Here is a 17,839-nt window from a genome sequence, read left to right as displayed (position 1 = left end):
CATGGCAAACGTTACTCTGAACGTTACCGATAACCAGGGCAATGCAACCGGAACCGTCGAGGCTCCGGCTGAGATCTTCGGCTTCTCCGCCGAAGAAGTCCAGTCCCGTGTCCCGCTGATCCACCAGGTTGTGGTGGCCCAGCGCGCCGCTGCTCGTCAGGGCACCCACGCCACCAAGACCCGTGGCATGGTTTCCGGCGGTGGCCGTAAGCCGTGGAAGCAGAAGGGCACCGGTCGTGCTCGTCAGGGCTCCATCCGTGCACCGCAGTGGTACCACGGCGGCACCGTGTTCGGTCCGCAGCCGCGCGACTACTCCCAGCGCACCCCGAAGAAGATGAAGGCCGCTGCTCTCAAGTACGTGCTTTCCGATCGCGCCAACGCAGGTCGCTTGGCAGTCGTGGACTTCGGTGTTTCCGAAGCCCCGTCCACCAAGGCCGCTGTTGCCGCTCTTACCCCGGTGACCGAGAACAAGTTCACCACCGTGGTGCTCTCTCGCGAGAATGTGAACGAATGGCTTTCCGTTCGTAACATCCCGACCGTTCACCCGATCTTCGCCGATCAGCTCAACACGTACGACGTGGTCACCGCTCAGTACGTGGTCTTCTCCAAGGAAGGCTTCGATGCTTTCCTCGCTGCGAAGGCTGAGCCGGCTGCAAAGGAGGCCTGATTTTCATGGTCGCTATTCACAAGCCCGCACACGACATCATCCTCAAGCCTGTCGTTTCTGAGAAGAGCTACGCTCTGTCTGATCGCGGTCAGTACACCTTCGTGGTGGCTCCGAACGCGAACAAGGTTCAGATCAAGCAGGCAATCGAAGAGATCTTCAATGTCAAGGTGACGAACGTCAACACCCTCAACCGCGCTGGCAAGCGTCAGCGCACCCGCAACGGTTTCGGCCAGCGTGTCAATCAGAAGCGCGCCATCGTGACCGTCGCCGAGGGCCAGACGATCGACATCTTCGGTAACTGAAGGCTAGCCGAGAAAAGTTAAAGGAAGAACTAGATTATGGCTATCCGCGTTTATAAGCCGACGACTGCAGGCCGCCGTAACGCGTCCGTCTCGGACTTCTCCGAGCTCACGCGTTCCACGCCTGAGAAGTCGCTGGTTCGCAAACTCAGCAAGACTGGCGGTCGTAACTCTTACGGCCGTATGACCTCCCGCCATCGTGGCGGCGGTCACAAGCGCCAGTACCGTCTCATCGACTTCAAGCGTTGGGACAAGGACGGCGTGCCGGCAACGGTCGCTCACATCGAGTACGACCCGAACCGTTCCGCTCGCATCGCACTGCTGCACTACGCAGATGGTGAGAAGCGCTACATCATCGCTCCGGAAGGCATCAAGCAGGGTGACGTCATCGAGACCGGCGCCAAGGCTGATATCAAGCCGGGAAACAACCTGCCGCTGCGCAACATCCCGACTGGTACCGTTGTGCACGCGATTGAGCTTCGCCCGCTGGGCGGCGCCAAGATCGCCCGTTCCGCAGGTGCTTCCGTGCAGCTCGTTGCCAAGGATGGCGCTTACGCCCAGCTGCGTATGCCGTCCGGCGAAATCCGCAACGTGGACGCTCGCTGCCGCGCAACCATCGGTGAGGTCGGCAATTCCGATCACGCCAACATCCAGCTCGGTAAGGCAGGTCGTGCACGTTGGATGGGCAAGCGCCCGATCACCCGTGGTGAATCCATGAACCCTGTCGATCACCCGCACGGCGGTCGTACCCGCGGTGGCAAGCCGCCGGTTTCTCCGTGGGGCAAGGGCGAGGTTCGTACCCGCCGTCCGAAGAAGGCTTCGAACAAGATGATTGTTCGTCGTCGCCCGAATGGTAAGAACCGTAAGTAAGGGAGTGTCGAGTAGATGACTCGTAGCATCAAGAAGGGCCCCTTCGTCGACGCCCACCTGCAGAAGAAAGTCGACGAGCAGAACGAGAAGGGTACGCACAACGTCATCAAGACGTGGTCCCGTCGTTCGATGATCACCCCTGATTTCATCGGACACACCTTCGCCGTTCACGATGGCCGCAAGCATGTTCCGGTGTTCGTCACCGAATCCATGGTTGGCCACAAGCTCGGTGAGTTCGCCCCGACCAAGACCTTCAAGGGTCATGTGAAGGACGACAAGAAGGCACGCCGCTAAAGGAGAGTAAGGACACATGGAAGCTAAAGCAATCGCTCGTCACGTCCGCGTGACGCCGCGCAAGGCTCGCCGTATGGTCGACCTCATCCGAGGCAAGAAGGCGACCGAAGCCATCACCATTCTGAAGTTCGCTCCGCAGGACGCATCCCTTCCGGTGCGTAAGGTCCTGGAGAGCGCCATCGCGAACGCTCGCGTGAAGGCCGACAAGGCCGGTGAGCCGTTCCGCGAGAACGACCTGGTCGTGAAGGAGACCTATGTGGACGAAGGCGTGACGCTCAAGCGTTTCCGCGCTCGTGCACAGGGCCGTGCCGCTCGTATCAACAAGCGCACCAGCCATATCACGGTCGTCGTCGCTAACAAGGAAGGAAACCGCTAAAGATGGGTCAGAAGATCAATCCGTTTGGCTACCGCCTGGGAATCACTGAGAACCATCGTTCCAAGTGGTTCTCCGATTCCAACAAGGTCGGCGAACGCTACCGCGACTTCGTTCTCGAAGATGACGTCATCCGCAAGGCCATGAGCAAGGATCTCGAGCGCGCGGGCGTGTCCCGTATCGTCATCGAGCGTACCCGCGACCGCGTGCGTGTGGACATCCACACTGCTCGCCCGGGCATCGTCATCGGCCGCCGTGGTGCTGAAGCTGAGCGCGTTCGCGCCAAGCTTGAGAAGCTCACTGGCAAGCAGGTCCAGCTCAACATCTTCGAAGTGAAGAACGCAGCACTGGACGCCCAGCTCGTCGCACAGGGCATCGCTGAGCAGCTCACCAACCGCGTGACCTTCCGTCGCGCGATGCGTAAGGCCCAGCAGGATGCCATGCGTGCAGGCGCTAAGGGTATTCGTATCAAGCTCTCCGGTCGCCTTGGCGGTGCCGAAATGAGCCGTTCCGAGTTCTATCGCGAGGGTCGCGTTCCGCTGCAGACCCTGCGCGCCCTCATTGATTACGGCTTCTTCGAGGCCAAGACCACTTACGGCCGCATCGGCGTGAAGGTCTGGATCTACAAGGGCGATATGACCGAGCGTGAGTTCGAAGAGCAGCAGGCACAGCAGGGCAACAACCGTCAGGGCCGTCGCGGCGATCGCCGTCCGCGTCGTGGCCAGCGCAACGCTGCCCCGCAGCAGAACGCAGCAGCAGAGGCTCCGGCCGCAGCTGAGGCACCTGCCGCAACGGAAACGAAGGAGTGAGCTGAGAAATGCTTATCCCAAAGAGAACCAAGTATCGTAAGCAGCACCGTCCGGTCCGCCGTGGCATGTCCAAGGGCGGAAACGAGATCGCATTCGGCGATTTCGGTATCCAGGCTCTGGCTCCAGCTTATGTGACCAACCGCCAGATCGAGGCCGCTCGTATCGCCATGACCCGCTACATCAAGCGTGGTGGCCGCGTGTGGATCACGATCTTCCCGGATCGTCCGCTGACCAAGAAGCCGCTCGGCACCCGAATGGGTTCCGGTAAGGGTACTCCGGAATTCTGGATCGCTAACGTCCACCCGGGTCGCGTCATGTTCGAGATCGGTGGCGTGTCCGAGGATGTCGCTCGCGAGGCTCTGCGCCGCGCAATCGACAAGCTCCCTATGAAGTGCCGTGTTATTGCTCGTGAAGGCGGTGACATCTGATGGCAGTCGGAACTGCAGACTACACCATGAAGAATCTGAACGAGAAGACCAACGAGGAGATCGAGGGCTTCCTCAAGAAGTCCAAGGAAGAGCTGTTCAACCTGCGCTTCCAGTCCGCGACCGGTCAGCTCGAAAACACCGCCCGCCTCAAGGCGGTCAAGCACGACATCGCCAGGATGTACACCGTCCTGCGCGAGCGTGAGCTCGGCATCAGCCAGGCCCCCGAGGCGACCGAAACGAAAGCTGAGGAGAAGTAATGGCTGAAGAGCGTAACTTCCGCAAGGTTCGTCGCGGTTACGTCGTGTCCGATAAGATGGACAAGACGATTTCCGTCGAGCTCGAGCAGCGTTCGACCCACCCGCTGTACGGCAAGGTCGTGCGTTCCACTCGTACGGTCAAGGTCCATGATGAACACAACGAGGCTCACATTGGCGACCTCGTGAGTATTATGGAGACTCGGCCCCTGAGCAAGACCAAGCGTTGGCGTCTCGATAGCATCATCGAGCGCGCTAAGTAAATAAGTTCGGCAAGGCTCCGTGAGTCACCCCGCCTGCTTCAAGCAGGCAGGCGGGGTGCTTGGGGAGAACCAGCTCGGCTAAGGAGAATCAATGATTCAGCAGGAAACGCGGCTTCATGTCGCCGACAACACGGGTGCGAAGGAACTCCTCGCCATCCGAGTGCTCGGCGGATCGAAGCGACGCTATGCCGGCATCGGCGACGTGATCGTCGCCTCCGTCAAGGACGCCATCCCTGGCGGGTCGGTCAAGAAGGGCGACGTCGTCAAGGCTGTCGTCGTCCGCACCGTCAAGGAGCACCGTCGTGTGGACGGCTCCTACATTAAGTTCGACGAGAACGCCGCCGTCATTCTCGGCTCTGGCCGTGAACCGAAGGGCACTCGTATCTTCGGACCGGTCGGTCGTGAACTGCGCGACAAGCGCTTCATGAAGATCGTGTCCCTCGCCCCGGAGGTGATCTGACATGGCAGCCAAGATTAAGAGCGGCGACCTGGTCAAGGTCATCCGCGGCAAGGATCGCGGCAAGGAAGGCACCGTCAAGCAGGTGCTCAAGGACGATCGTCTGATCGTTGAAGGCGTGCAGATCGTCAAGAAGCACGTTCGCGCCACGCAGCAGGGCCAGCAGGCCGGCATCGTGGCTGTCGAGGCTCCGATTCATCGCTCCAACGTGATGGTCATCGATCCGGAGACCAAGCAGCCGACCCGCGTGCGCATCGTCGAAAAGGAAGAGGCTCGCGACGGCAAGGTGAAGACCGTGCGTGTGCGTGTTGCCAAGAAGTCCGGAAAGGAGCTGGCATGACCGATACCACTGTCGAAGCGCCGGCAACTCCGCGCTTGAAGCAGAAGTACAACGAGCAGATTGTGCCGGAGCTGGAGAAGGAATTCCACTACTCCAACCCGATGCAGGTCGCTCGCGTTCAGAAGGTCGTCGTCTCCATGGGCGTTGGCGCCGCTGCTCGCGACTCCAAGCTCATCGAAGGCGCCGTCAAGGACCTCACCCTGATCACCGGCCAGAAGCCGAAGATCACCAAGGCTAAGAAGTCCGTCGCACAGTTCCACCTGCGCGAAGGCCAGGCCATCGGCGCTTACGTCACCCTGCGTGGCGAGCGTATGTGGGAGTTCCTGGATCGCCTTCTGACCATGGCTCTGCCGCGTATCCGCGATTTCCGTGGCATCAACGGTGACCAGTTCGACGGCCAAGGCAACTACAACTTTGGTCTCACCGAGCAGTCCATGTTCCACGAGATCGATCCGGATTCGATCGATCACCAGCGCGGTATGGACATCACCGTGGTGACCAGCACCAAGGACGACAAGGAAGCTCGCGTGCTCCTGAAGCACCTCGGCTTCCCCTTCAAGGAGAACTGATATGGCAAAAACCGCTCTTAAGAACAAGGCGGCCGCTAAGCCGAAGTTCAAGGTGCGCGCTTATACGCGTTGCCAGGTCTGCGGTCGTCCTCACTCCGTCTACCGCAAGTTCGGCCTTTGCCGCATCTGCCTTCGTGAGAAGGCCCACCGCGGCGAGCTGCCCGGCGTTACGAAGTCCAGTTGGTAAATAACGACGCTGAAGGTCCGCGGCCCAATCGCTGAAAAGCGTGCGGGCGGCGGAAACCACGGCGAGAAAGGGCAATAAGCCCAAATGACAATGACAGATCCGATCGCAGACATGCTTACGCGTCTGCGTAATGCGAGCGCGGCAAAGCACGAAACCGTGGATATGCCGTACTCCAAGTTCAAGGCGAACATCGCCGAGATTCTGAAGCGCGAAGGCTACATCAAGGACTTCACCGCTAAGGAAGCCAAGGTCGGCCAGACTCTCGAGGTCACCCTCAAGTATGGTCCGAACGGCGAGCGTTCCATCCAGGGCATCAAGCGCATCTCCAAGCCGGGCCTGCGTCGTTACGCAAAGTCCGATGCTCTGCCGATGCCGCTCGGTGGTCTTGGCATCGCAATCATCTCGACTAGCTCGGGACTGCTGACCCAGAAGGAATGCCTCGACCGAGGCATCGGCGGCGAAATCGTCGCTTTCGTTTGGTGAGAAAGGAGAGCTGAAACATGGCATCGCATATTGGTAAGCTCCCCGTCACCATTCCTGCTGGCGTGGAAGTTAAGATCGACGGTCAGTCCTTCACCGCCAAGGGCGTTAAGGGCACTGACTCCTACGAGATTCCGGAAGGCATCACCGCTCAGGTCGAAGGCAACGAGATCATCCTCGTCCCGGCTGACGATCTGCGTCCGACCCGTGCAAAGCACGGCCTGGCTCGTTCCATCGTGGCGAGCATGGTCAAGGGCGTGCACGAAGGCTATGCCAAGACCTTGGATATCGTCGGCACCGGTTACCGTGCTCAGGCGAAGGGTAAGGGTATCGAGTTCTCCCTCGGTTATTCCCACACCATCACCGTTGAGCCGCCGGAAGGCATCGAGTTCGAACTGCCGAACCCGAACCAGGTGATCGTCAAGGGTATCGACAAGCAGGCTGTCGGCCAGTGCGCCGCAAACATCCGCAAGCTTCGCGCTCCGGAACCCTACAAGGGCAAGGGCATCAAGTACTCGGATGAACGCATCCTGCGCAAGGCTGGAAAGGCTGGTAAGTAATGAGCGTCCAGATTTTCGGTAAGGGCAAGAAGGTCGCGCTCCAGCGCCGTCACGCTCGTCTGCGCAAGCGCATCAGCGGTACCCCGGAGCTCCCGCGTCTGGTGGTTACCCGTTCCAACCGTCACATGGTTGCCCAGATCATTGACGACACCAAGGGCATCACCTTGGTGAGCGAATCCACTCTGATGAGCGATTTCGCTGGTTTCGAGGGCACCAAGACCGAAGCCGCCAAGAAGGTCGGCGAACTGATTGCCAAGAAGGCTCAGGACGCAGGCATCACCGCGGTTGTGTTCGATCGTGGCGGCAACAAGTATCATGGCCGCGTCGCAGCTGTCGCTGAAGGCGCCCGCGAGGGAGGTCTGGCACTGTGAGCGACAACGAAAAGGAAACCCAAGTGGCTGAAGAAACTCAGAACACTCAGGCTGCTGCTGAGGCTACCAACGAGGATCGCAAGTCCCGTCGTGGCCAGCGTGGCGAGGGTCGTCGTGGCGAGCGTCGCAATCGTCGTGAGGAATCTCACGAGAACGAGTTGCTCGATCGCGTGGTGACCATCAACCGTGTGTCCAAGACCCACAAGGGTGGTCGTACGTTCAGCTTCGCCGCCCTCGTGGTGGTTGGCGACGGCAACGGCACCGTGGGTGTCGGCTACGGCAAGTCCCGTGAGGTCCCGGCTGCAATCGCCAAGGGCCAGCTGGATGCCAAGAAGCACATGTTCACCGTTCCGCGCATCAAGGGCACCGTCACCCACCCGGTGATCGGTCATGATGCAGCAGGTACCGTGCTCCTGCGCCCGGCTGCTCCGGGTACCGGCGTTATCGCCGGCGGTGCAGTCCGCGCCGTCATGGAATGCGCTGGCATCACCGACGTCCTGACCAAGTCGATGGGCTCCGCCACCGCCGTCAACGTGGTGCGCGCAACTGTCGACGCTCTCAAGAAGCTCGAAGAGCCGGAAGAGATCGCAGCTCGTCGTGGCATGTCCCTCGAAGAGGTGGCTCCTGACTCCCTGCTGCGTGCTCGCGCCGAAGGCATCGCCGAGGCTCGCAAGGCCCGTGAAGAAGCACAGGCCAAGGCCGCTCAGAAGGACGGTGAGTGATGACTAACCTGAACATCAAGCTGCACCACGGTCTGGTGAACTCCACTCCGAAGCAGCGTGCTGCGGCTCAGACTCTGGGCCTGAACAAGATTGGCAAGACCGTGACTCGTGAGGACACCCCGGCCCTTCGTGGCCAGCTGATGGTTCTCCGTCACCTGGTCACCGTTGAGGAGGCTGACTGATTATGGCAGATATTCTGCAGATGCATGACCTGAAGCCGGCTCCGGGCGCCAAGAAGGATCGCATTCGCGTCGGTCGTGGTGAAGGCTCCAAGGGTAAGACCTCGGGCCGTGGCGACAAGGGCACCAAGAAGCGCTACCAGGTTCGCCCGGGCTTCGAAGGTGGCCAGCTGCCGCTGTACATGCGCCTTCCGAAGCTGCGTGGCTTCAAGAGCCCGTTCAAGAAGGAGTATCAGGTCGTCAACGTCGCAGCTCTTGCGGAACTGTTCCCGCAGGGTGGCGAGATTACCGTTGCTGATCTGGTTGCCAAGGGTGCCGTGCGTGACGGCTACCCGGTCAAGGTCCTGGGCGACGGCGAGGTTTCGGCTGCCTACACCATTAAGGGTGTCAAGGCTTCCGCTTCCGCCAAGTCCAAGATTGAGGCTGCCGGCGGCTCCATCTCCGAGGACTGATTCCACGGAATGTAGCTGACTTAAGCTCGTGAGTGAGGCTTCTCCCGCTGGGGCGGGGGAAGCCTCATTTCGTTTTTCGATCCAGTACGGGGAACGAAAAACAATGCCCAGAAATCTAATAAAAAACCAGCAAAGGATGGAACACTCCACGTGTAGGTAGACGCCGTACGCTAGACTCGACCGGTAGAGTCTGTTTTTTGCATGGGTGCGCAGGCGCGCACGTCGATGGAAGGAATCCCAGGTGAGGACGTTAATCCAGGCCTTGAAAACCAAGGAGTTGAGGAACAAGATCCTCTTCACTCTTGGCATCATCATCATTTATCGTATTGGCTCGTTCATTCCGACCCCAGGTGTCGACTACAAGGTGGTCCAGGAGTGCGTCGGCTCGATGAACAGCACCTCCGAGAACTTCATTAGTCTGGTGAACCTCTTCTCCGGCGGCGCAATGCTGCAGCTGTCGATCTTCGCACTGGGTGTCATGCCGTACATCACGGCATCCATCGTCATCCAGCTGCTCCGCGTGGTCATTCCTCGCTTTGAGGCGCTGCATAAGGAAGGCCAGTCTGGCGAAGCCAAGCTGACCCAGTACACTCGTTACCTGACCATTGGCCTCGCTGTGCTGCAGTCCACCACCATTCTGGTGACCGCCCGCTCCGGCGCCCTGTTTAACTACCAGTGCTCCCAGGTCGTGCCTGACGGTTCCGTCTGGAACCTCGTGGTCATGGTGCTGATCATGACCGGTGGTACGGGCCTGATCATGTGGATGGCCGAATTGATCACCGATAAGGGTCTTGGCCAGGGTATGTCCATCCTTATCTTCATGTCCATCTGCTCCGGCTTCCTGCCGCAGTTGTGGGAGATCGGTTGGGGTACCAAAGGCACCGATGGCAATTGGGGGAAGTTTGCCGCGGTCGTCGGCGTGCTGTTGGTCATCATGATTCTCGTCATCTATGTCGAGCTTTCCCAGCGCCGTATTCCGGTGCAGTACACCCGTCGTATGATTGGCCGCAAGATGTACGGCGGATCCTCCACCTATCTGCCGCTGAAGATCAATATGAGCGGCGTTATCCCGCCGATCTTCGCGTCCTCCATTCTGGCCATTCCGACCCTGATCGCACAGTTCGGCAATTCCAGCCAGTCCTGGGTCAAGTGGATCAACTCCAACCTGGCCAACACCACTTCCGTGTGGTACATCGCACTGTACGCGCTGATGATCGTGTTCTTCTGCTTCTTCTACACGGAAATCACCTTCAACCCGGACGAGACCGCAGACAACATGAAGCAGTATGGCGGCTTCATTCCGGGCATCCGCGCAGGCAGCGCCACCAGCCGTTATCTGAGCTACGTGATGAACAGGCTCAACACCGTCGGCGCCGTGTACCTGCTATTCGTGGCGCTTATTCCGACCGTGCTCATCATGGCGCTTGACCTCAACACCAAGTTGCCGTTCGGCGGCACCACCATCCTGATCATCGCAGGCGTCGGCCTCGACACCCTGCGTCAGGCCAAGGCTCAGACCGAACAGTTCCAGTACGCTGGATTCCTGTTCGAGAGCACTGACCACAAGGAAGGCAAGTAAAGCCTTGAAATCGTGATACCGTTTCGGCATGAGGCGGTATCACGATTTTTTATATAAACAATCGAGAATCAGAAAGCCTCGAAAGAGGCCAAATGAAACGGAGAACAATATGCGACTGCTGATCATGGGACCTCAGGGCGTCGGCAAGGGCACTCAGGCTGCTCTGCTGAGCGAACACTACGGTATTCCGGCAATCTCCACCGGCGATATCTTCCGCTACAACATCAAGAACAAGACTGAGCTTGGCGTTGAGGCGCTGAAATACATCGATAAGGGCGAACTGGTTCCTGACGAGCTGACCAACAAGATCGTCAAGGATCGCTTGGCCATGGACGATGCCAAGAACGGCTGGATTCTCGATGGCTACCCGCGCAACGCCTCCCAGGTCGAAGCGCTGGACGCCATCCTTGCCGATCTGAACACTCCGCTGGACGCCGTGGTGGCTCTCGACGCCGAGCATGACGTGCTTATGGAGCGCATGAAGAAGCGCGCCGAGATCGAAGGACGCTCCGACGACACTCCGGAAGCAATCGCCAAGCGCCTCGACGTGTATGCCAAGGAAACCGCTCCGCTGCTGGCAACCTACGAAGAGCGTGGCCTGCTGAAGACCTTCAACGGCGTCGGTTCCGTCGAAGAGATCCAGTCCACCATCGTGGCTGAACTCGGCTGAAATAGCTAAAATAGCTGAGGATTGGGCTGATTCGAATCATATGCATAGATAAGAAAGCCCAATAAAATACCATAAGTCGATCAAAAACGGGAATTGCGACACGCCGAACGTGCCGTAATTCCCGTTTTCGTGTATTCTTGCAAGTTGGTGTGTCTTCGGGCACTCATAGTAATCGCCAAAGAACGGAACGAGGCTCATGGCTAAAGACGGTGTGATTGAAGTCGAAGGACAGGTAGTGGAAGCACTGCCGAACGCGATGTTCCGCGTTGAACTCGAGAACAAGCATATCGTGCTCGCAACCATCTCGGGCAAGATGAGGAAGAACTACATCCGCATTCTGCCGCAGGATCGTGTTGTGCTTGAAATGAGCCCCTACGATCTGAACCGCGGCCGTATTACGTACCGTTACAAGTAAGGTACATAAGCAAAGGAAAACCATGAAGGTCAGCCCTAGTGTGAAGAGGATCTGCGAGAATTGCCGCGTGATCCGTCGTCACGGCCGCGTCATGGTGATCTGCGTCAACCCGCGCCACAAGCAGCGTCAGGGCTGAGAGTAGATCCAGCGGCACAATAAGTACAGGCGCTGAGTCACAGATCGCGCAAGCGATATGAACCCCGGGTACGCAGGCCCGGGCCGGGAAACCGGACGACTCGGTGCAAGACCTGCGGAAAACAGAAGGAATCGCAATGGCACGTCTTGCCGGAGTCGACATCCCCAATGAGAAGCGCATCGAGATCGCCCTCACCTACATCTTTGGTGTGGGTCGTACTCGTGCCAAGGAAACGCTTGCCGCGACCGGTATCAACCCGGATATTCGCGTCAAGGATCTGACGGATGAGCAGCTGATCACGCTGCGTGACTACCTCGAGGGTAACTATAAGATCGAGGGTGATCTGCGTCGTGAAATCGATGCGGATATCCGTCGTAAGATTCAGATCAACTGCTACCAAGGCCAGCGTCACCGTAAGGGACTTCCTGTGCGCGGTCAGCGCACCAAGACCAATGCACGTACCCGCAAGGGTCCGAAGCGTACGGTCGCCGGAAAGAAGAAGGCCACCAAGTAATCGGTGGCTGTCAGTTCAGACCACGAGACGTAAGTTTCATCGCCTGAACAACAAAGCAAATTCGTTATTAGGAAACGAGGGTCAATGGCAGCTCAAAAGCAAGCCGCGCGCAAGCCGCGTCGCCGCGACCGTAAGTCGGTCCCGGTTGGGCAGGCGCACATCAAGTCCACTTTCAACAACACCATCATTTCGATCACCGACCCGTCCGGCGCAGTTGTGTCCTGGGCGTCCGGTGGCGATGTCGGCTTCAAGGGCTCCCGCAAGTCCACGCCGTACGCCGCTGGCATGGCCGCTGAATCCGCAGCCCGCAAGGCTATGGAGCACGGTCTGAAGAAGGTCGACGTGTTCGTGAAGGGTCCGGGTTCCGGTCGTGAAACCGCTATCCGTTCCCTGCAGTCCGCCGGACTCGAAGTCGGTTCCATCACCGACGTCACCCCGCAGGCACACAACGGCGTTCGTCCTCCGAAGCGCCGTCGCGTCTGAGCACTAGAAAAAATCATCAATCCAACGCCGCTTATGGCCGGTGAGTGCACCACCGGCCTGAAGCTGAAAGGATAACCACAGTGCTTATCGCACAGCGTCCGACACTTACCGAGGAATCTCTCAACCCTCAGCGTTCCCGCTTCACCATCGAGCCTCTCGAGCCTGGTTTCGGTTACACGCTTGGCAACTCGCTGCGCCGCACCCTCCTGAGCTCCATCCCTGGAGCGGCTGTGACTTCGGTGCGTATCTCCGGCGTCCCGCACGAGTTCACCACTCTGCCGGGTGTTGAAGAGGACGTTACCGAGATCCTGCTGAACATCAAGGGCATCGTGCTCACCAGCGAATACGATGAGCCGGTTGTCATGTATCTGCGCAAGAGCGGCAAGGGCGAGGCCACCGCGGGTGACATCACCCCTCCGGCCGGCGTCACCATCGCCAACCCGGATATGCATATCGCAACCCTCGCGGAAGATGGGGAACTCGAAATCGAGTTCACCGTCGAGCGTGGTCGTGGTTATGTGCCTGCCCAGATGAACAAGCAGGATAACGCCGAGATCGGTCGTATTCCGGTCGACTCGATTTACTCCCCGGTGCTCAAGGTGAGCTATCGTGTGGAAGCCACCCGCGTTGAACAGCGCACTGACTTCGACAAGCTCATCCTGGACGTGGAGACCAAGCCGGCAATCTCCCCGCGCGATGCAGTCGCATCCGCAGGCTCCACCTTGGTGGAGCTCTTCGGCCTGTGCCGCGAGCTCAATACCCAGGCTGAGGGCGTCGAGGTTGGACCTGCCCCGGTGGCAGAGGAAACCAACCCGGAGATGGCCGTTCCGATCGAGGATCTCAACCTCACCCAGCGCAGCTACAACTGCCTGAAGCGTGAAGGCATCCACACGATCGGCGAGCTGGTCGCCCACACTGAGCAGGATCTGCTCGACATCCGCAATTTCGGTATGAAGTCCATCGACGAAGTCAAGGAAAAGCTCCAGTCCTTGGGTCTGGCTCTCAAGGCTTCCCCGCTGGGCAACTTCGATACCAACAACCTCGAAGGTGGCACTTTCTTCTCGCCGGAAGACGAGTGATTCGCCGCTTTTGACCTAACCGCTTCGTTGGATTCGGATGTTCGGGCGACTGCCCACCTGAATCCGACGGGGCTTTCAAGGAGAAACAATGCCTACACCAAAGAAGGGTCCGCGTCTGGCCTCCAGCCCGGCTCATGAGCGTCTTATGCTCGCGAACATGGCTACCAGCCTGTTCCAGCGCGGCCGCATCACCACCACCCTGCCGAAGGCCAAGCGCCTTCGTCCGCTGGCTGAGCGCCTGATCACGCTCGCCAAGCGTGGTGATCTGCACAGCCGCCGTCGCGTGATGCGTGTCATCCGCAACAAGTCCGTCGTGCACAAGCTGTTCACCGAGATCGCCGAGCAGATGGAGCAGCGTGAGGGTGGCTACACCCGCATCGTCAAGATCGCTCCGCGTCGCGGCGATGCCGCTCCGGCAGCCGTCATCGAGCTCGTCACCGAGCCGGTGAGCCCGAAGCAGGCTGTGGTCAAGGAAGCCGAAGCTGCAACCAAGGTTGCCGCTGAAGAAGCTCCGGTTGTCGAAGAGGCACCGGTTGAGGCTCCGGAAGCCACCGCAGAGAACGCCGAGTGATTGGCATCAAGCAGGCTTGACTAGCTGATACAGAAGGCTGGGAATCGAAAGGTTTCCAGCCTTTTTGTTATGTGTTGTTATGTGTTGCCATGTGTTGTTATGCGCCTTTTGTTATGCTCATTGCCGTGAGATTACGTATCGACTTGGCATATGACGGCACCGATTTTTACGGATGGGCGAAACAGCCTGACATGCGCACCGTGCAAGGTGAGATCGAACGGGTGCTGCATACCATTCTGCGGGTGCCGGAAGGCGACGACGACGAGCCGTTGCGCCTGACCGTCGCAGGTCGTACCGATACCGGCGTGCACGCGTCGCACCAAGTTTGCCATCTCGATATCAATGAAGAGACACTTGCACGTTGCGTCGGGCATATGCAGGTCGAACCGGCGATGGCGTTGACGCGACGACTGCAACGCATGCTGCCGAACGATATTGCCATTCGTTCCATCAAAGAGGCTTCTAAAGGATTCGACGCACGTTTCTCCGCGCTGGAACGCACCTACGTATATCGCATTGCCGACCGATCAAGCGAAATCGATCCACGTACCAGAAATTGCGTGCTTCATATCGACGATGATCTCGACATCGAAGCCATGAACAAGGCTGCTGAAATGACGATCGGTCTGCATGATTTCGGCTCGTTCGCAACTCCCAATCCGGGAGGAACCACCATACGCGAGGTCAAAACCGCGTATTGGAGGCGCATACCGCAGCATCCGCTTATCGACGACGGAGCCACCATGGGGGAGCGGTACCGAACGCCCGCCTTGGAATCGGGACTGCTCTGCTTCACCATCGTCGCCGACGCATTCGCACGCAATATGGTGCGTTCGTTGGTTAACGGTTGCGTACAGGTCGGTATCGGCAAACGTTCCTTGGATTGGTTCGCCGGAAAAATGGTGACGCCGTTGCGTGAAGGCAGCACCGGCCCGATCGCTCCGCAAGGATTGACGCTCGAACATATCGAATATCCGAAAGACGACCAGTTGGCGATTCGTGCCGAAGCGATTCGTGCGAAGCGCACTTTGTAAGAGCACATACTGTATAGCAGCACAGAAGATCGCACTATACGATCGCACCAGATATCGCATCGCAAAACTGCATCAAGCAATCGCAAGAAAAACGGAAAACGAGATATAGTTCGAAAAGAACACGCGAATCATGCGAAATGCCATGACGACGTTACGTCGTTCTCACGAGTCCGTGACCGAGACGCAATCGTAATAATTCGTTGCATTTTAGGGTAATCGAACGCCAGTACGTCTTCTATCGAGGATTGAGCGGCCTTAAGACGGGCATGCATTTTCAGGGGTAGAAGAAGTGTGCGACGATGAATGAAGGCATAAAAGTTGCAAATCGCCTGAAGCAATAACCTTGGCTCCTATGTGCTCCTACGTGCCACAGGGCCGTAAGCAATAAAAAAACCGAAGCGCCATTGCTCCGGTTTTTCTGCTTGCGGATAAGGCGAGATTCGAACTCGCGGAGGGGGTTGCCCTCACACGCTTTCGAGGCGTGCTCCTTAGACCGCTCGGACACTTATCCACTGCGCCGCTTGAAAACAAGCAACTTCATTATTTTGCCACAGCTTTGGCGATTGTCAAATCCGGCTATGAGATTTTTGCGATGTCCGCGATTGTTCGGCGTGTCTTGGCTGCATGGATGATGCGTCACGTTGTCAGGCTCGTGGTTGCGTGGGTATCGCGTGAACTGTTGCGTGGATTGGCGCATGTGTTGATGTGTGTTGATGTGCGCTATTCGAACAGTGCCTCGTCGAATGATGGATAGCCCCATGTGAGAGCCAGATCCACACGGTCGGCGATCATGCTGGTAAGTACGCCCAGAGACTGTTGCCTTGAATCATCCGAAGAGTTTTCTGCGGTCATGCGGGATTGTGCTGAGTCACCCGTCGAATTCGAGCTTGATGCGACGGCCGCGATTTCGCTGCGCGCGCAATTCATTTCAATGACGGCGTCGGTCGGTGCGAACAATCCAGTTGCGGAATCCACCATGGTGTTGGGATTGGCGAGCAGTTGCGTGACATCATATGTTTTCGCACGATCGTCTTTGGCTCCGGAGAAAGAAATCAGTCGCTGCGAAGTTGTTTTATGACGATCGCTGATATCGAGCGTCGCATGTCCGACGGAACGTGCCGCGAAAACCCCCATCGCAAATCCTGCCTGATCTTCCGCAACGGACATGGCGGAAAGCGAATCCGCGTCAATATCAAACGAATCGATGCCGTCACAACGCGACAGCGTGGGCTGTGCGATGTTGATCGCAAGTCGCGCCGCCATCAAACGGGCAGTGTGACGGGCCTGCGCGCTACGCAACGTGCCGTCGGCGAACCGTGCAGGGCAGTAGGCAGCGGTGTTCGCCCAATCTGAAATCGCCTCCTGTGCGGCGAGATAGCGCATGACGATATGGCGTGACTTGTCTGCCATGATATCGGCGTTGGCAGTCGCGTCGGCATATGCCTTCTCGCAAGGACTTGGCTGCTGTTCCGCTTCGGCGCGGCCAGAGATTCGGGGTGCGGAGCAGGCGGTCAGAGACGCTACAAGCAAGCCTATGCATGCCAAGACGCAGACGCGTCTTGAGGCCGACGAGACCGAGGGGAAAAGAGGGGAACGTGTCTGCATGAAATATTAGACTAATAGTCGACTGTGACCATTGGGCCGAGCGCTCGGAATAACTTCATATAGGAGGTCTTGGAAGTATGGAACTGGACCTGGCAGGAATGCACCAGCTCGCAGCTGGGCAGGGAATCGATCCCGAGACGCTGGATGCCGCACTCTCGGAAGCGTTGCGACTGGCATATCTGAAAACGCCGCACGCGGCGAAGCATGCTCGTGTGGAGCTTGATCCGCGTGCCGGAAGCTTTACTGTTTGGGCTCAGGATGAGATTCCGGTCGAACCGACCGAGGATAATCCTTACCCTGCGCCGACTCTGGGCGAGGAATATGATGACACTCCGCGTGACTTTGGCCGCTTGGCCGCAGCCACCGCGCGTCAGGTCATCGGCCAGCTGTTCCGCAAGGCCGAGGACGACAAGGTGTTCGGCGCGTTCTCAGGGCAGAAAGGCAAGCTGATCACCGGTATCGTGCAGCAGGATGTGAAGGATACCTCCAATGTGCACGTGGCCGTTGGCGATGTCGAAGCGTTGCTGCCCCGCCGTGAGCAGGTGCCGGGAGAACGTTACCGCCACGGTGAGCGCATTCGCGTATATGTGGTGAATGTTGCACGTGGTCTCAAGGGACCGGAAATCGTAGTGTCCCGCTCCCATCCGGAGCTGGTTCGCCGCCTGTTCGAGCGTGAGGTTCCGGAACTGGTTTCCGGCGCCGTGTCGATTATGGCCATTGCTCGTGAGGCCGGCGCCCGCACCAAGATCGCGGTACGAGCTAATACCGAAGGCGTCAATCCGAAGGGTGCCCTGATCGGCCCCGGCGGCGCTCGCGTGCGTGCGGTGATGGAGAATCTCGGACCGGAAAAGATTGATATCGTCGACTGGTCTGCCGATCCGGCGAAGTTCGTCGCTGCGGCGCTGTCTCCGGCGGTCGCCACCGGTGTGCAGGTGATCAGCGAGAAGAACCAGACCGCAATCGCCTTCATCCATGATGATCAGCTGTCTCTTGCCATCGGCAAGGAAGGCCAGAACGCACGTTTGGCCGCCAAACTGACCGGATGGAAGATCGGCATCGAATCCGCCGAGGCACACGCCAAGAAGATGGCCGAAGCGCAGGCTTCGACCAGCGAGGAAACCGCCGAATAACCAACACTTTCAGCAACGGCAAGCCCGTGGGGATTCAATCCACGGGCTT

Annotated in this window: 30 protein-coding genes and 1 tRNA gene; 29 read left to right on the top strand and 2 right to left on the bottom strand. The window is 58.6% G+C overall.

Annotated features, from left to right (window positions below):
* Position 1: 1 nt before the first annotated feature.
* The 28 genes from rplD to truA all read left to right on the top strand — a co-directional run bounded on the left by rplD (position 2) and on the right by truA (position 15,055).
* Entirely contained in the window at positions 2-667 is a 666-nt protein-coding gene (gene rplD / locus CE168_RS02430) for a 50S ribosomal protein L4 (RefSeq protein ID WP_099570963.1), read from the top strand.
* A 5-nt stretch (positions 668-672) separates the two neighbouring features.
* The gene (gene rplW / locus CE168_RS02425) at positions 673-969 is read left to right on the top strand and encodes a 50S ribosomal protein L23 (protein ID WP_003808021.1); all 297 of its coding nucleotides are present in this window, start codon (positions 673-675) and stop codon (positions 967-969) included.
* Positions 970-1,005: 36 nt separating this feature from the next.
* On the top strand, positions 1,006-1,836 hold the full coding sequence (rplB, locus tag CE168_RS02420) for a 50S ribosomal protein L2 (RefSeq protein WP_099570962.1): 831 nt from the start codon (positions 1,006-1,008) through the stop codon (positions 1,834-1,836).
* Between the two features lie 15 nt (positions 1,837-1,851).
* Positions 1,852-2,130 carry a 30S ribosomal protein S19 gene (gene rpsS, locus CE168_RS02415; RefSeq protein WP_003808025.1) on the top strand — a complete coding sequence of 93 codons (279 nt, stop codon included), beginning with the start codon at positions 1,852-1,854 and terminating at the stop codon, positions 2,128-2,130.
* A 16-nt stretch (positions 2,131-2,146) separates the two neighbouring features.
* Complete coding sequence (gene rplV / locus CE168_RS02410) at positions 2,147-2,506, top strand: 50S ribosomal protein L22 (RefSeq protein ID WP_003808026.1); 360 nt, start codon at positions 2,147-2,149, stop codon at positions 2,504-2,506.
* A gap of 2 nt (positions 2,507-2,508) precedes the next feature.
* Positions 2,509-3,312 (top strand): 30S ribosomal protein S3, encoded by an 804-nt coding sequence (rpsC, locus tag CE168_RS02405; protein WP_099570961.1) that lies wholly within the window; start codon positions 2,509-2,511, stop codon positions 3,310-3,312.
* An 8-nt stretch (positions 3,313-3,320) separates the two neighbouring features.
* Positions 3,321-3,740 (top strand): 50S ribosomal protein L16, encoded by a 420-nt coding sequence (gene rplP / locus CE168_RS02400; protein WP_003835996.1) that lies wholly within the window; start codon positions 3,321-3,323, stop codon positions 3,738-3,740.
* Positions 3,740-3,997: a 50S ribosomal protein L29 gene (gene rpmC, locus CE168_RS02395; RefSeq protein ID WP_003835994.1), complete on the top strand. Its 258-nt coding sequence runs from the start codon at positions 3,740-3,742 to the stop codon at positions 3,995-3,997. The genes rplP and rpmC overlap by 1 nt, the downstream gene beginning before the upstream one ends.
* A complete protein-coding gene (gene rpsQ, locus CE168_RS02390) occupies positions 3,997-4,257 on the top strand; it encodes a 30S ribosomal protein S17 (protein WP_003808036.1) in 261 nt (86 codons plus the stop codon). The genes rpmC and rpsQ overlap by 1 nt, the downstream gene beginning before the upstream one ends.
* Before the next feature lie 91 nt (positions 4,258-4,348).
* Positions 4,349-4,717: a 50S ribosomal protein L14 gene (gene rplN, locus CE168_RS02385; RefSeq protein ID WP_003808038.1), complete on the top strand. Its 369-nt coding sequence runs from the start codon at positions 4,349-4,351 to the stop codon at positions 4,715-4,717.
* 1 nt (position 4,718) lies between these two features.
* Positions 4,719-5,054, top strand: a complete 336-nt coding sequence (gene rplX / locus CE168_RS02380) for a 50S ribosomal protein L24 (protein WP_003808040.1) — start codon at positions 4,719-4,721, stop codon at positions 5,052-5,054.
* A complete protein-coding gene (rplE, locus tag CE168_RS02375; RefSeq protein ID WP_003808042.1) occupies positions 5,051-5,623 on the top strand; it encodes a 50S ribosomal protein L5 in 573 nt (190 codons plus the stop codon). Before rplX ends, rplE begins: the two co-directional genes overlap by 4 nt.
* A gap of 1 nt (position 5,624) precedes the next feature.
* Entirely contained in the window at positions 5,625-5,810 is a 186-nt protein-coding gene (locus tag CE168_RS02370) for a type Z 30S ribosomal protein S14 (RefSeq protein WP_003808046.1), read from the top strand.
* Positions 5,811-5,894: 84 nt separating this feature from the next.
* A complete protein-coding gene (rpsH, locus tag CE168_RS02365) occupies positions 5,895-6,293 on the top strand; it encodes a 30S ribosomal protein S8 (protein WP_003808048.1) in 399 nt (132 codons plus the stop codon).
* Positions 6,294-6,310: 17 nt separating this feature from the next.
* On the top strand, positions 6,311-6,850 hold the full coding sequence (gene rplF / locus CE168_RS02360) for a 50S ribosomal protein L6 (protein ID WP_099570960.1): 540 nt from the start codon (positions 6,311-6,313) through the stop codon (positions 6,848-6,850).
* Positions 6,850-7,221: a 50S ribosomal protein L18 gene (gene rplR, locus CE168_RS02355; RefSeq protein ID WP_003835989.1), complete on the top strand. Its 372-nt coding sequence runs from the start codon at positions 6,850-6,852 to the stop codon at positions 7,219-7,221. The genes rplF and rplR overlap by 1 nt, the downstream gene beginning before the upstream one ends.
* Complete coding sequence (gene rpsE, locus CE168_RS02350) at positions 7,218-7,943, top strand: 30S ribosomal protein S5 (RefSeq protein WP_099570959.1); 726 nt, start codon at positions 7,218-7,220, stop codon at positions 7,941-7,943. The genes rplR and rpsE overlap by 4 nt, the downstream gene beginning before the upstream one ends.
* Entirely contained in the window at positions 7,940-8,125 is a 186-nt protein-coding gene (gene rpmD, locus CE168_RS02345; RefSeq protein WP_180753352.1) for a 50S ribosomal protein L30, read from the top strand. Before rpsE ends, rpmD begins: the two co-directional genes overlap by 4 nt.
* Positions 8,126-8,127: 2 nt before the next feature.
* Positions 8,128-8,574 carry a 50S ribosomal protein L15 gene (gene rplO / locus CE168_RS02340; protein WP_003835984.1) on the top strand — a complete coding sequence of 149 codons (447 nt, stop codon included), beginning with the start codon at positions 8,128-8,130 and terminating at the stop codon, positions 8,572-8,574.
* 241 nt (positions 8,575-8,815) lie between these two features.
* On the top strand, positions 8,816-10,153 hold the full coding sequence (gene secY, locus CE168_RS02335; protein WP_099570957.1) for a preprotein translocase subunit SecY: 1,338 nt from the start codon (positions 8,816-8,818) through the stop codon (positions 10,151-10,153).
* A gap of 109 nt (positions 10,154-10,262) precedes the next feature.
* On the top strand, positions 10,263-10,823 hold the full coding sequence (locus CE168_RS02330) for an adenylate kinase (protein ID WP_099570956.1): 561 nt from the start codon (positions 10,263-10,265) through the stop codon (positions 10,821-10,823).
* A gap of 196 nt (positions 10,824-11,019) precedes the next feature.
* Positions 11,020-11,238, top strand: coding sequence for a translation initiation factor IF-1 (gene infA, locus CE168_RS02325; protein WP_003808114.1), 219 nt, complete (start codon positions 11,020-11,022; stop codon positions 11,236-11,238).
* 22 nt (positions 11,239-11,260) lie between these two features.
* Positions 11,261-11,374: a 50S ribosomal protein L36 gene (gene rpmJ, locus CE168_RS02320; protein ID WP_003808136.1), complete on the top strand. Its 114-nt coding sequence runs from the start codon at positions 11,261-11,263 to the stop codon at positions 11,372-11,374.
* Between the two features lie 136 nt (positions 11,375-11,510).
* A complete protein-coding gene (gene rpsM / locus CE168_RS02315) occupies positions 11,511-11,888 on the top strand; it encodes a 30S ribosomal protein S13 (protein ID WP_003808138.1) in 378 nt (125 codons plus the stop codon).
* Between the two features lie 84 nt (positions 11,889-11,972).
* Entirely contained in the window at positions 11,973-12,371 is a 399-nt protein-coding gene (rpsK, locus tag CE168_RS02310) for a 30S ribosomal protein S11 (RefSeq protein ID WP_003808141.1), read from the top strand.
* 80 nt (positions 12,372-12,451) lie between these two features.
* Complete coding sequence (locus CE168_RS02305) at positions 12,452-13,450, top strand: DNA-directed RNA polymerase subunit alpha (protein ID WP_003835980.1); 999 nt, start codon at positions 12,452-12,454, stop codon at positions 13,448-13,450.
* Between the two features lie 88 nt (positions 13,451-13,538).
* Positions 13,539-14,021 (top strand): 50S ribosomal protein L17, encoded by a 483-nt coding sequence (rplQ, locus tag CE168_RS02300; protein WP_099570955.1) that lies wholly within the window; start codon positions 13,539-13,541, stop codon positions 14,019-14,021.
* Positions 14,022-14,134: 113 nt separating this feature from the next.
* A complete protein-coding gene (gene truA / locus CE168_RS02295; protein ID WP_099570954.1) occupies positions 14,135-15,055 on the top strand; it encodes a tRNA pseudouridine(38-40) synthase TruA in 921 nt (306 codons plus the stop codon).
* A gap of 425 nt (positions 15,056-15,480) precedes the next feature.
* On the opposite strand, the gene CE168_RS02290 is transcribed toward truA, so the two are convergent.
* Positions 15,481-15,566, bottom strand: a tRNA-Ser gene (locus CE168_RS02290).
* A 209-nt stretch (positions 15,567-15,775) separates the two neighbouring features.
* Positions 15,776-16,585, bottom strand: a complete 810-nt coding sequence (locus tag CE168_RS02285; RefSeq protein ID WP_180753660.1) for a hypothetical protein — start codon at positions 16,583-16,585, stop codon at positions 15,776-15,778.
* Positions 16,586-16,737: 152 nt separating this feature from the next.
* Between CE168_RS02285 and nusA the strand changes: the two genes are divergently transcribed.
* Complete coding sequence (gene nusA, locus CE168_RS02275) at positions 16,738-17,790, top strand: transcription termination factor NusA (RefSeq protein ID WP_099570951.1); 1,053 nt, start codon at positions 16,738-16,740, stop codon at positions 17,788-17,790.
* The last annotated feature ends 49 nt before the right edge of the window (positions 17,791-17,839 follow it).

The organism is Bifidobacterium sp. N5G01, assembly GCF_002742425.1.
Taxonomy (GTDB): Bacteria; Actinomycetota; Actinomycetes; order Actinomycetales; family Bifidobacteriaceae; genus Bifidobacterium; species Bifidobacterium hominis.
This window is presented reverse-complemented; position numbering and strand designations above follow the sequence as displayed.